Here is a 12,619-nt window from a genome sequence, read left to right on the forward strand (position 1 = left end):
TTCTTGTAAAATTGTAACCTTTTTATATATAAAATTATGCTAAAATGATACGAGCTATATGCTAAATACCGATGCGAAGGTGATAATCTATATGAAGAAAATCTTGTCTATTTTACTATTGCTTTTATTGTCAATTTCTTCCTTAGTAGTAACAACATCCCATGCGGAAGAAAAAATACATATTGAGGCAGCCGCTGCACTTCTATTTGATGCAGATACAGGAAAAATACTGCATGAGCAAAATCCAGATGAATTACTAGCTATCGCTAGTATGTCAAAATTAATTGTTGTTTATGCTGTTTTAGAGGCAATTAAAGAAGGGAAAATTACTTGGGATACAAAAGTAAATATTTCTGATTATGCTTATGAAGTCTCTCGTAATAACGAATTCTCTAACGTACCGTTTGAAAAAGGACGTCAATATACTGTAAAAGAATTATATCATTCTATCGTTATCTTCTCTGCGAATGGATCTAGTATTGCTTTAGCAGAACTTCTTGCAGGAAGCGAAAAAAACTTCTTAAATCTTGCAAATGACCATGCAAAAAAACTAGGGTTAAAGAAATATAAATTTGTAAACGCTACTGGGTTAAATAACGCTGATTTAAAAGGGAAACATCCTGAAGGAACTGATCCGAATGGAGAAAACTCCATGTCAGCTCGCGATATGGGTATTCTTTCAAAAACAATTATTACAAAGTATCCAGAAATGCTAGAGGATACAAAACAAAGATTTAGAAACTTCCCGGATAATCATCCGAAGCCAATTCGTATGGAAAACTGGAACTGGATGTTACCAGGTGCTGCTTTCGCTTATGAAGGGTCAGATGGTTTGAAAACAGGAAGTTCTGATACGGCTGGATATGGATTCACTATTACAGCAAAACGTGGTGATTTACGTCTTATTTCCGTTATTATTAAGACAAAATCAATGGACGAACGTTTCACAGAATCTCGTGCATTAATTGAATATGGATTTAATAGCTTCGAAAAACAAAAGCTGAAAATTGATAAAAATAATACAATCTCTGTAGTAAAAGGGAAAGCAGATCAAGTAACTGTTGCACCTGAAAAAGAAATAACAGTAATTGCGAAAAAGGGTGACAAGTCACCTTACAAAATTTCTACTGAAGCAGATAAGTCACTCGCTGAAGATGGACATTTAATTGCTCCTATTAAGAAAGATACAAAGGTGGGTTCCATCGTTTTAGAATCAACTGATAAATATGGTTTCTTAGATGGAAATAAGAGCATGAAGGTTGCTGCAAAAACGACAGAAGAAGTAGAAAAAGCAAATTGGTTCGTATTAACAATGCGTTCCGTTGGTGATTTCTTCTCAAACTTATGGTCCAAAATATTTTAATGATAAAAAGCTAGCACACGCTAGCTTTTTTATTTTCCTCTCTCAATGTAAAACTTCGTTTGGTTGTCATATCTGAGTCCTTTTCCTCATACGTATGAACTAGTAATTGTTCCACACTTCATCTAGAGATAAAGTGAAACTTTAATCAGTGGGGGTTTTGTTCATCCCCCACTGATTATTAGCCTTCACCAATCGAGCGTTTAGGGGCAGTTTGATCTCCCACCCACCTTCTTTGCTCCAGCCAAATTTCAAGGTGGGAGTCTTACTGCCCATTAATGCGGGATAAACCTCTTTCCAAAAGGTATTCCACAAAGAGAGGTGACACATAATGGGTGTTATTGCTTATAACGAAGAAGATGTAAAGTTATTAGCTAGACTGATGCGTGCTGAAGCCGAAGGAGAAGGGCAACAAGGAATGCTAATGGTCGGAAACGTTGGGGTAAATCGTGTCCGTGGAAATTGTTTAGATTTTAAAAGGATACGTAATTTACGTCAAATGGTTTATCAAAATCCTGGTGGTTTTGAGGCAACTCAAAAAGGATATTTTTATCAGCGAGCGAGGGAGCAAGATATCGCATTAGCAAGACGGACCATTCAAGGACAACGTTTTTGGCCCGCTAACTTTGCCTTATGGTTTTTTAGGCCTGAAGGTCCTTGTCCGCCAACTTGGTATGACCAACAAAATTCTGGTCGCTTTAAAAAGCACTGCTTCTTCCAGCCATCTGCCGGAGACTGTCCAAGCGTATATTAGGGAATGAAAATGAGGAGGGATTTTTGAATGGCACAGCAACAAAACCCGTACTATGGAACAGGTTTTTATCAACCATCAGGCACTTACGTACAACCGCAACAAATGACCGCGCAGCAACAGCAACAACAGCAAGCAATGCAACAACAAGCTGCTCAGGCTCAACTTGCAGTTTCTCAAGGGATGTTACCGCTCGAGCAATCATACATTGAAAACATTCTTCGCTTAAATAAAGGAAAGCAAGCTACAGTTGTAATGACTTATGAGCGTGGTAGCTCGCTCGGTACACAATCTTATACAGGGATTATCGAAGCGGCCGGACGTGATCATATCGTTATTAGTGAACCACAATCAGGGAAACGTTTTTTACTATTAATGATCTACTTAGATTATGTAGAATTCCCAGAAGAGATTACGTATTTACCTAGTCAACAAGCAACTTATGCTCCGAGACCATAAAAAAAAGCTGGCAAATGCCAGCTTTTGTTTTTTTATAACCCTTTTACTACTGCAGTTCCTACTAAAATCCACGCCACAATAAACGCTACACCACCAAGAGGTGTAATTGGACCAAAGAACTTAATACCTGTCGTACTTAGTGCGTAAAGACTACCTGAGAACATAATAATCCCAGCTACCATAAGCCAACCAGCAGTAGTTAAAAGTGATGATTGAATCTTATCCATCAATAGAGCAACTACGAATAGTCCACCTGCATGAAACATTTGATATGTAACGCCTGTTTTCCAAACTTCTAACATTTTCGCAGAAATTTTATTTTCTAAACCATGTGCCCCAAAGGCTCCTAACGCAACAGATAGCCCCGCTGCAATACAACCTAGTAAAAAGAAAATTTTCATCTTAATTCCCCTTTTTTACTTTTATCATAAGCAATTTTTTCATATAAGCCAAACGATTTAATCCTTAAAAATCAAATAAAGAATTACCATTTGCCCCTTCTTCTTTTATATACACAGGTTCTCCAGAAACCGGTATAACTGGTTGAACTGGTTGAACTGTTGTTATAGGCTGCGATCTAATTACTTGCGATTGAATTTGCGGCTCTCTATACGTAGAAGATTCAACCTGTTCATCTAATAGTAAATCGCATAAAGCACGCACAACTAATAAATGATCTTTTGATTTTTGTCCTTCACTACTTTTTGCCTTTGCAATTTCATTCGCCATTTTATTTAAAATCTTATCGCTCGATATTTGCATTCCTTATCACCTCGTACTTTGTAGTTCTTTCTCAAATTGCCCCAGCTTCTCTACTGAACCAAATACTATTATCATATCATGTTCTTGCAATTTTTCCTGCCCCGTCGGATTATGTATAATATCCCCACTTCTCAAAATCGCTAAAATTGTTACATCAAATTGATTTCTCACATCACTCTCTAGTAACGATTTATTGACTAAGATAGAATCGTTTCCGACTGAAATTTCTTCAATTACAAATGATTGCTCTATTCCATACAGTACTGTATCAATATAATGAACTGTTAGCGGATTCGCAATACCTTTTGCAATATGAATTCCTGCCATACTAGATGGATTAATAACCTTATTTGCACCAGCACGCCTTAATTTTTCTTCGGTTTCTTGCTTTTCCGCTCTTGCTACAATTTTAATTGCATCGTTTAATCCTCTTGCCGTTAATGTAATAAATACATTTTCAGCATCATTTGCAACAATAGCAACTAAACCAGCCGCTTTTGAAATTCCAGCATGATGTAAAACTTGATCCTCCGTCGCATCTCCATGTATATACAAAAGCTTTTCCTTCTCTAATATGCTTTCATCTTTATCGACAACAACAAATGGAATTTTCTTTTCTTGCAATTCATGTACAACTTGAAGCCCCACTCTACCGCAACCACATACTATAATGTGATTTTGTAACTGTGCTATTTGTTTATCCATCTTCTTCCTCCGCACTGCATGAAATAAATTCCCTTCAATAATTATAGCTGCCACTACTCCAATTGCATATGTAACAATACCAACACCAACAGGAATAATAAGGAGCGCAAATACTTTCCCTGCTTGCGTTACAGGAACGGCATCTCCGTATCCAACAGTCAATACAGTAATCATCGTCATCCAAAATGCTTGAAACAAACTAATCTCTTCAATTGTCATAAATCCTAGTGTTCCTAAAATTACAACAAAGGTCATACATACAACAGCTATCCATAATTGCTTACGTGCATTCATATCGTGTTTCAACTCTTTTCTCTATCTACAATCTTTGCCAGTGGAAATAAAATACGTATATACTAGATACGGAATCTATGAAAGAGGTTGATATAATGAAGACATTTCTTTCCGCCTTACAATGGGCACTATTTATTTTAGCAGGAAGCCTTATTGTACCAATTAGTGTCGCAACTAGTTATGGTCTTGATGGCGCTGAAGCTATCGCATTCATACAAAGAACATTATTTGTTCTAGGCTTTGCTGGTCTCTTGCAAGCTATATTTGGGCATAAACTTCCTATTCAAGAAGGTCCTGCTGGCCTTTGGTGGGGAATTTTCTCCCTTTACGCAAGTTTAGGCGTCATATTATTTGGATCAAGCAATGAGACACTTAAAGTTCTTCAATATGCTTTCTTATTAAGCGGTATTATTTGCATTATTCTTAGCGTTTTTGGACTCATTGATAAACTAGTTCGCTACTTTACACCGACAGTTATTGGAACATATTTATTTCTTCTTGTCACGCAACTCAGTGGCTCCTTCTTAAAAGGAATGTTTGGTCTTGATGGACAACATACAGAAGTACAACCAAAAGTATTTATTCTTTCACTCATTGTTATTTTACTATCCTTTTTCGTTATGAAGCTACCTATTATTGGACAATATTCCGTTCTCTTCAGTATTGTCTGCGGCTGGATTTTATTTGCATGCTTCGGATTATCTAATCCTGTAACACCTGTAACAGACATAATCCGGCTTCCATCTCTATTCGTTTTCGGAATGCCTCGCGTTGAATGGAACATGGCAATTACAGTCATTTTCGTTACACTATTACTTCTAACAAATATGTTAGCAAGTATTCGTGTTGTACAAAAGGTTGTTTCTAAATACGAAACAGATGCAGCTCCAGATCGCTTTAAACAAGCTGGCATTATAACGGGAATAAATCAATTGCTAGGCGGTCTATTTTCAGCTATTGGACCTGTTGCTATTTCTGGATCAGCAGGATTTATTGCAACGACTAATATTTATAAACGCCTTCCATTTATATTAGGATCAAGCTTTATTATTGCCGTTAGTATATTCCCAAAGATCACTTCATTCTTTGCAGCAATCCCAGTTGCAGTTGGTTATGCCGCTATTTATCCTGTATTCGCAAGCATGATTGGCCTCGCCTTTCGAGAATACGAAACTGTCCAGGATAAAGAACGATTATTTAAAGTAGCCGGTCTTTCCATCTTTACAGGAGTCGGGGTTATGTTTGTTCCAGCAGGAGCATATTCCACACTTCCACCATTTCTAGCATCTTTTTTAAGTAACGGTCTCGTTCTTGGATCTGTAATGGCAATCTTGCTAGAAATACTATTTTCTCGTTCCACAGCAAAACAACTATCGTAAATTGGAAAACTTACATTATTGCACTCTACCTTTAGAGTTGTTACGATAAAATCAAACTTTAATCATTGGGGTTTTATTCATCCCCAATGATTATTAACCAATATTATGAGCAACACACTCATAATAATTTATCTACTTCTTTTCAAAGAGGTTTGATGTCTTACTATTATTCCTCAACATCTTCATGAACATGTATTTTGATTTCAATTAAAGAAAGGAATTTTCTATATGACTTATAAAATGATTGTTTTAGATTTAGATGATACTTTATTACGTGATGACCATACTATTTCACCTCGTACGAAAGAAGCTTTAATGACTGCACAAGAGCAAGGGGTAAAGGTTGTACTTGCTTCTGGACGTCCAACGTTTGGTATGCGCAATGTAGCCAAAGAACTTCGTTTAGAAGAATACGGCAGTTTCATTCTATCTTTTAATGGTGCAAAAATTATTAACTGTAAAACAAACGAAGAAATCTTTAGTAGTACGCTATCTCCTGAAATCGTTCACAACCTATTTGAAATTAGTAAAACTGAAGATGTATGGATTCATACTTATATGGGCGATGATATCGTAACGGAAGAAAATAACCCTTATACTGAAATTGAGGGCGATATTACTGGTATGCCAATTGTTGTAGTAGATGACTTTAAAGCCGCAGTTAAAGAGCCGGTAGTAAAAGTATTAATGAATAAAGAGGCTGAACGTCTTGTTGAAGTTGAAAAGAAACTACAAAAACAACTAGAAGGCCAATTAAGCGTGATGCGTTCAAAACCATTCTTCTTAGAATTTACTGAATATGGTGTTACAAAAGGAACAAGCCTAAACCAACTCATCCAAAAACTTGGTATTAAACGCGAAGAAGTTATCGCAATGGGCGACAGCTATAACGACCAAGCGATGATTGAATTCGCAGGTCTTGGCGTTGCAATGGGTAATGCGCCAGATGATATTAAAGAAATTGCAAACTATGTAACAGATACAAATATGAACGATGGCGTTGCAAAAGTTGTAGAGAAATTCGTTTTAAAAACAGAAGTACTTATTTAATATTTTCATTCATAAAACCTATTTGAAGTCAAACACTTCAAATAGGTTTTTATTTAAATTCTCGTGCTTTTGTGACTATATTTTGAACTTTGCACTATTCTCGTAGTGTAAACTTTCTTTTTGTATATAATGAAACAAAATAGACTATTTTATTTTGAAAAAGAATACAAATTTACTATAAACAAGCATACGTTAAAGGAGGCTACTGTACATGTTATCTACACCAATCGGACGATTAAGAGCAATTGGACTAGTTGAAGGGATTTCTTTCCTATTACTATTATTTGTAGCAATGCCATTGAAATACTTCGCAGGATTTGCAACAGCTGTTAAAATTACAGGCATGGCTCATGGTGTTCTATTTATTCTATTCATCTTTGCAGTCATTCAAGTAACAATCGTACACCGTAAATCAATTTTATGGGCACTTGGGGCATTCGTTTCATCAGTTATCCCATTTGGTACTTTTGTACTAGATGCAAAATTAAAGAACGAGCAACAATGATAATAAAAAGGTAGTTAACGACTGTTAACTACCTTTTCTATTTACCCCGATTGGTGAGGGCTGATAATCAGTAGGGGGTGAACAAAACCCCACTGATTAAAGTTTCACTTTACAAATTTGGAATTTCCCAATCAATTTCTCTCTCATCCATATTAGCTAAAATCGTATTTACTTTAGAGTACGGCTTACTTCCAAAGAAACCACGTCTTGCTGACAATGGGCTTGGATGTACAGATTCGATAATATGATGATTTGGATTCGTAATTAACTTCTTCTTCGCCTGTGCATGGCGTCCCCACAATATGAAAATAACTGGTTTTTCACGTTCATTTAATAGCTCAATTACACGATCAGTGAAATACTCCCATCCTTTTCCTTTATGAGAATTTGCTTCACCTTGCCGAACTGTTAATACAGTATTTAATAATAAAACTCCTTGCTCTGCCCACTTTACTAAATAACCGTTATTTGGAATGTCATACCCATATTCATCTCGAAGTTCTTTATACATATTTAACAACGACGGTGGCGTTTTAATACCGGGTTGCACAGAAAAGCTTAAACCATGCGCTTGATCCGGTCCATGGTATGGATCTTGTCCTAAAATAACGACCTTTGTATTTTCATAACTTGTATACTCTAGAGCGTTAAAAATATCTTCTATCTTTGGATAAACAACATGTGTACTGTATTCTTCTTTCAAAAAATTAGCCAATTCGCGATAATATTCTTTCTCAAATTCTGGTGCCAATAACGGCCCCCAATCATTTTTTAAAACATTTTCCATACTGTCACTTCCTGTCTAATTAATTCAACATATCCTGTTTTGTAAATACTATGAACGAAATAATAAGGGAAACAACTGCCCAAACAGTTAAATTCATCAAAGAAAATCCCATCGATAAACCTTGTAATGCAGGTAATTTTCCTGATAAATAATCCGTTAATGATAGGTTCACACTAAAAATATATTTTGCGCCTTCCCAAGACGTTGCAAATGAACTTAAAATACCACCTGCAATTAATGCAGCTAACATAACACCCATACCAGCTGGTGTATTGCGAATTAAAACAGAAACCATAAACGATATAGTTCCGACAACGATAGCAACAAACCAAGCTAATCCGTACGCCATTAAAATATATTGCCACTGCGGAATAAGATGTACAAAATTCGTATTTAACGTTTCCTTATCAATGACAAATCCAGTTAAAACAGGTAAATTCCATCCCGAGTACCCAAATACAAGCCCTGATAATATGTAAGCAAACAAACCTACAAGAAACAGTATGAGCGAAATGAAAAATAACATCGTCACGTATTTACTAAGTAGTATTTTCCAGCGCCGAATCGGCCGCGTAAGTAACATCTTCATCGTCCCATCACTTCGTTCTCCCGAAACGATATCAATAGCGACAATCATCACGAGAAGCGGAATAAACAATGTAATTCCTTGTTCAATAAATGCTCTGACAAAAGTCGGTGCACCCGGTGCCATCGGGTTAATATCATGATCTAAATAATATTGTTGTTGCTCAACTCTTACTTTTAACCAATCACGCCATTCTTCTGGCAACCTAGAATTGTTCAACCGGTTCTGGGAATCAACAATTTGCTGTTGTAATGAAACTTTCCAATCCTTTGTACCGAGTCTTTTTTGTGTCGTTTCTATTTCACGATACTGCGCATACACAAAAAGCGGGATCAAGATTGCTAAAATAAGCATGACAACAAAAATACGTTTCTTACGGTAAATCTTTTCTGATTCATTTAAAACTAGATTCGCAAATTCACGCATGCTGCTCACCCCTTGTGAGTTCAATAAATAAATCTTCTAGCGTAAATACAAGCTCCTTAACGCTATGCACATCTATCTCATTTTCTACAAAGTGTTTATTCCAACTACTTATAGATGCAATATCCATGCGGCATAGTAATCGCTCGCCTTCTACACTCACTTCTCTTACTTCCTCGGCCGCTTCTAGCATATCTTTCGCCTTAGAAATTGGTGTAACAATCCATTCTACACGATCACTTGCTGTTTTAATTAACTCTTCAACCTTGGCAACTGTTATCATTTTTCCTTTATGAATAATTGCAACACGATCACATATCATTTGTACTTCACTTAGCAAGTGACTTGAAATAAACACGCTCATATTTTCTTCTTTCACAAGCGTATGTATAAATTCTCTAAGTTCTCTAATCCCGGCTGGATCTAAACCATTCGTTGGCTCATCTAATATGAGCAACTTCGGATTCCCAAGGAGCGCCTGCGCAATTCCAAGGCGCTGTTTCATACCGAGTGAGTACGTTTTTACCTTGTCATGAATTCTTTCATCCAAATGAACCATTTGAGCAATTTCAATAATACGTTCATCTGATATATCACCTAACATACGAGCAAATTGCTTTAAATTTTCCCATCCTGTTAAATATGTATACAGTTCTGGGTTTTCAACGATACTCCCAATTTGACGCATCGCTTCTCTGAAATTTTCCTTAATTGAATAACCACCGATAGAAATCGTACCTTCTGTCGCCTTAATCAATCCGACTAACATTCGAATGGTAGTCGTCTTTCCAGCACCATTCGGTCCTAGGAACCCGAACACTTCTCCTTGCTTTACATCAAAGGAAATATTCTCTACAAGAGTCTTCTTTCCAATTACCTTCTTCAAGTCTCGCACGGAAAGTATCGTCGTCATTTTACCCCTCCTTGTTCTAGTTTTAACTTACTCACAACATTTTGAACTAATCGTTCTGCCATATATGTGTACCCTACTTCATTCGGGTGAAAATGATCAGAGTATAATAAATCTTTTCCACGGTTTTGGAATAAATCAAATGTCGGTGTAATATATACATTTTTATCATTTAACGCTAACTTCTCTAAAGAAGCGTTCCAATCCACAACAATGTTTGAAGACCCTTTTAAATCTTCTACATCTTCAAAAGGATTATATAAACCTAGCCAAAAAATAGGGCTATCTGTATTTAACTTACGAATTTGTTCTATAATTTTCTTAGCTTCATTTTGGAACGTTTCCGTATCAGGACGGTATGTTTCTAAATCTATCTTTCCAAGCGATTCCCAGCCTGGAAATAAATCATTTCCGCCAATTGTTAAAACGATCACATCTGCTTGCTTAATTGAATATTGAGCACCGCTGCTTTCAATTTGTTTTAATAAATCAGGCATTTTCGCACCACTCACTGCCAAGTTAGTTAGTGCAACCTTTTGCTTATAATCTTTTTTTAAATCTTCTTTCATTCGTCCAATATAGCCAATGCCTTCTTTATCACCGACGCCGCGCGTTAACGAATCACCTAAACTAACGACTTGCAATGTTCCCGTTTTCTTTTTCTCTTTTGCTACTACATCCGTTTTCTTAATTAAACTTGAAGCTTTCGGATTTAATACATCATTTACACCTGAAACAAAGCCATATGCAAATAAACAAAAAGATGCAATTGTAATGAGTAGGATTACTTTTACTACTTTTGATCTCATGTCAAAACCCCTTTTAGCCCTCTTAGATTGTCCATAATTATACCAAACGAAATTTTGAAAAGCGATTTTCACACCTTCCCTATCACGTTGTTTCTCTATTTACTAACTTTGGTAATAACTCTATATGTTTCACATCTAATTTCTCTGCATTAATCTTTTCATATAATAATTCAAACGCTTTTATCCCGACATTTTTACTAGGATGGGAAATTGTTGTTATACCTAATATATCTGCTACCTCTTGATCGTCACATCCGATAATCGTCATATCTTCTGGAATTCGAATTCCTTGTTTTTTTGCTTCTGTTACCATTCCCGCTGCAATATGATTACAAGATACAAGAAACGCCGTCGGTTTTACAGACATACGAGCCCATTCTCTAATTACGTTACGTCCATCTTCCACCGTAAAACACTCTTCAAATTTCCAAGTCTCTAACGGTGTTACGGTACTCTGTTGAAGCGAATCTGCATACGCCTTTTTTCGTCTTTGGCTATTAATGCTATTACTTCTTCCAATGCAATATCCAATACGTGTATGACCGACATCTATTAAGCTTTTCATCCCATGCGAAAATACTTTGTAGTAATCAATATGCACACTTGAAATGCATTTCGAATCTATTTCTTCACACATAACAATCGGGCCGAATTTCGTATATTCTTCAAGTTTCTCCTTACTATTGGCACGGGAACATATAATAACCCCATCAAGCTTTTTCATTTTTAACATATGTAAAATTTCTAGTTCTCTTTCTTCGCTGTAATTTGTCTGGCAAAGCATCATATTATAATTATTCTTTGCCGTTTCTTTTGATATCCCCTCAATAATAGCACTATAATATTGATCATTTACGTGTGGCAATAAAACGCCAATTACATTCGTTTTTCCTTTCACTAAATGAATCGCGTTCACATTTTGCGTATAATTCAATTCCTCTATAATCGCTAAAATTTCTTTTCGTTTCTGTTCATTCACGTATGGATGATTATTTAGTACACGCGAAACGGTTGAAACCGATACCCCGGCAAGTTCAGCAATCTTTCTTATATTCGTCATCTCATTTTCCCCTTCCCCTCAAAAATTTTCACTTGACCTGGTAAGCTTTCCACAATATATCCTTTCCTAGCAAATACATTTAGAAAGGATATGCAACTATGCTTCGATTCAAATTAGAATATATATTTTTCATTGGCGGTTTACTCATTCTTGCCATCGGTATTAATATGATGACGACAATTACTTCCTTTGGACTTAGCCCTTACGATTCCTTCTTTATTGCACTATATCAAAATTTCGGGATAAGTATTGGTTTTTGGATTTTCATGATTAACTTTGCTTTTACACTTATCGTACTCTTTTGGAATAAAAAACAAATTACAATCGGCACAATTGTAACGATGATTCTTATTTCTCTTTTTGTTGACTGGATTGGTTCCATTACAATTATTATGGACGCTATCCGCTCTCTTCCAAAATATATAACACTTATTTGTGGAAATCTATTTGTCGGAGCTGGCATTGGCCTTTATGTCTCAACAAACCTTTGCGCAGCACCTCAAGAAGCTTTCGTTTTAACAGTTGCTGAGAAGAGAAAATGGACGTTTAGAAAAACAGAGATTTCATTGGCTTTTCTATTTTTAACATTAAGCTTCTTATTAGATGGACCCATCTATTTTGGAACAATTATCTTATCCTTTACAACAGGTTGGATCATTCAAGCATTTATTCAAATTGGTACGCAGATTTTAAATAAAAAAGAGCCTATTAAGCAAGCTGCTTAATAGGCTCTTTTTTATTTTATCCCGTTATTTGTGGGCAGTAAAACTTCCACCTCA

The 12,619-nt window shown here is 36.0% G+C and carries 15 protein-coding genes; 7 read left to right on the forward strand and 8 right to left on the reverse strand.

All coding sequences use genetic code 11. The features are described 5' to 3' along the window. The first annotated feature begins 91 nt into the window (after positions 1-91). From F0362_RS26550 to gerQ, 3 genes are all read left to right on the forward strand, one after another. Positions 92-1,363 carry a serine hydrolase gene (locus F0362_RS26550; protein WP_000722859.1) on the forward strand — a complete coding sequence of 424 codons (1,272 nt, stop codon included), beginning with the start codon at positions 92-94 and terminating at the stop codon, positions 1,361-1,363. Between the two features lie 328 nt (positions 1,364-1,691). Continuing rightward, on the forward strand, positions 1,692-2,114 hold the full coding sequence (cwlJ, locus tag F0362_RS26560) for a cell wall hydrolase CwlJ (RefSeq protein ID WP_000538166.1): 423 nt from the start codon (positions 1,692-1,694) through the stop codon (positions 2,112-2,114). Positions 2,115-2,141: 27 nt separating this feature from the next. After that, positions 2,142-2,570, forward strand: a complete 429-nt coding sequence (gene gerQ, locus F0362_RS26565) for a spore coat protein GerQ (RefSeq protein ID WP_000068641.1) — start codon at positions 2,142-2,144, stop codon at positions 2,568-2,570. A 32-nt stretch (positions 2,571-2,602) separates the two neighbouring features. Here gerQ and F0362_RS26570 read toward each other — a convergent pair whose 3' ends face one another. The 3 genes from F0362_RS26570 to F0362_RS26580 all read right to left on the reverse strand — a co-directional run bounded on the left by F0362_RS26570 (position 2,603) and on the right by F0362_RS26580 (position 4,331). Next, positions 2,603-2,971 (reverse strand): DUF423 domain-containing protein, encoded by a 369-nt coding sequence (locus tag F0362_RS26570; protein WP_000688311.1) that lies wholly within the window; start codon positions 2,969-2,971, stop codon positions 2,603-2,605. 64 nt (positions 2,972-3,035) lie between these two features. Further along, positions 3,036-3,332 carry a YwdI family protein gene (locus F0362_RS26575; protein ID WP_001167342.1) on the reverse strand — a complete coding sequence of 99 codons (297 nt, stop codon included), beginning with the start codon at positions 3,330-3,332 and terminating at the stop codon, positions 3,036-3,038. Positions 3,333-3,338: 6 nt separating this feature from the next. Further along, complete coding sequence (locus F0362_RS26580; protein WP_000994012.1) at positions 3,339-4,331, reverse strand: potassium channel family protein; 993 nt, start codon at positions 4,329-4,331, stop codon at positions 3,339-3,341. A 95-nt stretch (positions 4,332-4,426) separates the two neighbouring features. Between F0362_RS26580 and F0362_RS26585 the strand changes: the two genes are divergently transcribed. From F0362_RS26585 to F0362_RS26595, 3 genes are all read left to right on the forward strand, one after another. Continuing rightward, positions 4,427-5,710: a purine/pyrimidine permease gene (locus F0362_RS26585; RefSeq protein WP_000847016.1), complete on the forward strand. Its 1,284-nt coding sequence runs from the start codon at positions 4,427-4,429 to the stop codon at positions 5,708-5,710. Positions 5,711-5,938: 228 nt separating this feature from the next. After that, positions 5,939-6,760, forward strand: coding sequence for a Cof-type HAD-IIB family hydrolase (locus F0362_RS26590; RefSeq protein WP_000221386.1), 822 nt, complete (start codon positions 5,939-5,941; stop codon positions 6,758-6,760). 211 nt (positions 6,761-6,971) lie between these two features. Beyond that, on the forward strand, positions 6,972-7,265 hold the full coding sequence (locus F0362_RS26595; RefSeq protein WP_000953396.1) for a DUF3817 domain-containing protein: 294 nt from the start codon (positions 6,972-6,974) through the stop codon (positions 7,263-7,265). Between the two features lie 109 nt (positions 7,266-7,374). Here F0362_RS26595 and F0362_RS26600 read toward each other — a convergent pair whose 3' ends face one another. The 5 genes from F0362_RS26600 to F0362_RS26620 are packed head-to-tail and all read right to left on the reverse strand — an operon-like array spanning position 7,375 to position 11,840. Further along, positions 7,375-8,052 carry a uracil-DNA glycosylase gene (locus tag F0362_RS26600; RefSeq protein WP_000432532.1) on the reverse strand — a complete coding sequence of 226 codons (678 nt, stop codon included), beginning with the start codon at positions 8,050-8,052 and terminating at the stop codon, positions 7,375-7,377. Between the two features lie 19 nt (positions 8,053-8,071). Then, positions 8,072-9,064 carry an ABC transporter permease subunit gene (locus F0362_RS26605; RefSeq protein ID WP_001206471.1) on the reverse strand — a complete coding sequence of 331 codons (993 nt, stop codon included), beginning with the start codon at positions 9,062-9,064 and terminating at the stop codon, positions 8,072-8,074. Further along, a complete protein-coding gene (locus tag F0362_RS26610; protein ID WP_000207726.1) occupies positions 9,057-9,974 on the reverse strand; it encodes an ABC transporter ATP-binding protein in 918 nt (305 codons plus the stop codon). Before F0362_RS26610 ends, F0362_RS26605 begins: the two co-directional genes overlap by 8 nt. Further along, positions 9,971-10,852: an SGNH/GDSL hydrolase family protein gene (locus F0362_RS26615; protein WP_002109204.1), complete on the reverse strand. Its 882-nt coding sequence runs from the start codon at positions 10,850-10,852 to the stop codon at positions 9,971-9,973. The genes F0362_RS26610 and F0362_RS26615 overlap by 4 nt, the downstream gene beginning before the upstream one ends. Before the next feature lie 10 nt (positions 10,853-10,862). After that, complete coding sequence (locus F0362_RS26620) at positions 10,863-11,840, reverse strand: LacI family DNA-binding transcriptional regulator (protein WP_000181952.1); 978 nt, start codon at positions 11,838-11,840, stop codon at positions 10,863-10,865. A gap of 98 nt (positions 11,841-11,938) precedes the next feature. On the opposite strand from F0362_RS26620, the gene F0362_RS26625 reads away from it, so the two are divergent. Further along, positions 11,939-12,565, forward strand: a complete 627-nt coding sequence (locus tag F0362_RS26625; protein ID WP_000943407.1) for a YczE/YyaS/YitT family protein — start codon at positions 11,939-11,941, stop codon at positions 12,563-12,565. Positions 12,566-12,619: the final 54 nt, after the last annotated feature.

The sequence above is a fragment of the Bacillus sp. BS98 genome (assembly GCF_008432245.1).
Classification (GTDB): domain Bacteria; phylum Bacillota; class Bacilli; order Bacillales; family Bacillaceae_G; genus Bacillus_A; species Bacillus_A toyonensis.

Bases quoted from the DNA above. Each gene is read 5' to 3' on its own strand.
- F0362_RS26550 (WP_000722859.1), top strand. From the start codon at position 92: ATGAAGAAAATCTTGTCTATTTTACTATTGCTTTTATTGTCAATTTCT.
- cwlJ (WP_000538166.1), top strand. From the start codon at position 1,692: ATGGGTGTTATTGCTTATAACGAAGAAGATGTAAAGTTATTAGCTAGA.
- gerQ (WP_000068641.1), top strand. From the start codon at position 2,142: ATGGCACAGCAACAAAACCCGTACTATGGAACAGGTTTTTATCAACCA.
- F0362_RS26570 (WP_000688311.1), bottom strand. From the start codon at position 2,971: ATGAAAATTTTCTTTTTACTAGGTTGTATTGCAGCGGGGCTATCTGTT.
- F0362_RS26575 (WP_001167342.1), bottom strand. From the start codon at position 3,332: ATGCAAATATCGAGCGATAAGATTTTAAATAAAATGGCGAATGAAATT.
- F0362_RS26580 (WP_000994012.1), bottom strand. From the start codon at position 4,331: ATGAATGCACGTAAGCAATTATGGATAGCTGTTGTATGTATGACCTTT.
- F0362_RS26585 (WP_000847016.1), top strand. From the start codon at position 4,427: ATGAAGACATTTCTTTCCGCCTTACAATGGGCACTATTTATTTTAGCA.
- F0362_RS26590 (WP_000221386.1), top strand. From the start codon at position 5,939: ATGACTTATAAAATGATTGTTTTAGATTTAGATGATACTTTATTACGT.
- F0362_RS26595 (WP_000953396.1), top strand. From the start codon at position 6,972: ATGTTATCTACACCAATCGGACGATTAAGAGCAATTGGACTAGTTGAA.
- F0362_RS26600 (WP_000432532.1), bottom strand. From the start codon at position 8,052: ATGGAAAATGTTTTAAAAAATGATTGGGGGCCGTTATTGGCACCAGAA.
- F0362_RS26605 (WP_001206471.1), bottom strand. From the start codon at position 9,064: ATGCGTGAATTTGCGAATCTAGTTTTAAATGAATCAGAAAAGATTTAC.
- F0362_RS26610 (WP_000207726.1), bottom strand. From the start codon at position 9,974: ATGACGACGATACTTTCCGTGCGAGACTTGAAGAAGGTAATTGGAAAG.
- F0362_RS26620 (WP_000181952.1), bottom strand. From the start codon at position 11,840: ATGACGAATATAAGAAAGATTGCTGAACTTGCCGGGGTATCGGTTTCA.
- F0362_RS26625 (WP_000943407.1), top strand. From the start codon at position 11,939: ATGCTTCGATTCAAATTAGAATATATATTTTTCATTGGCGGTTTACTC.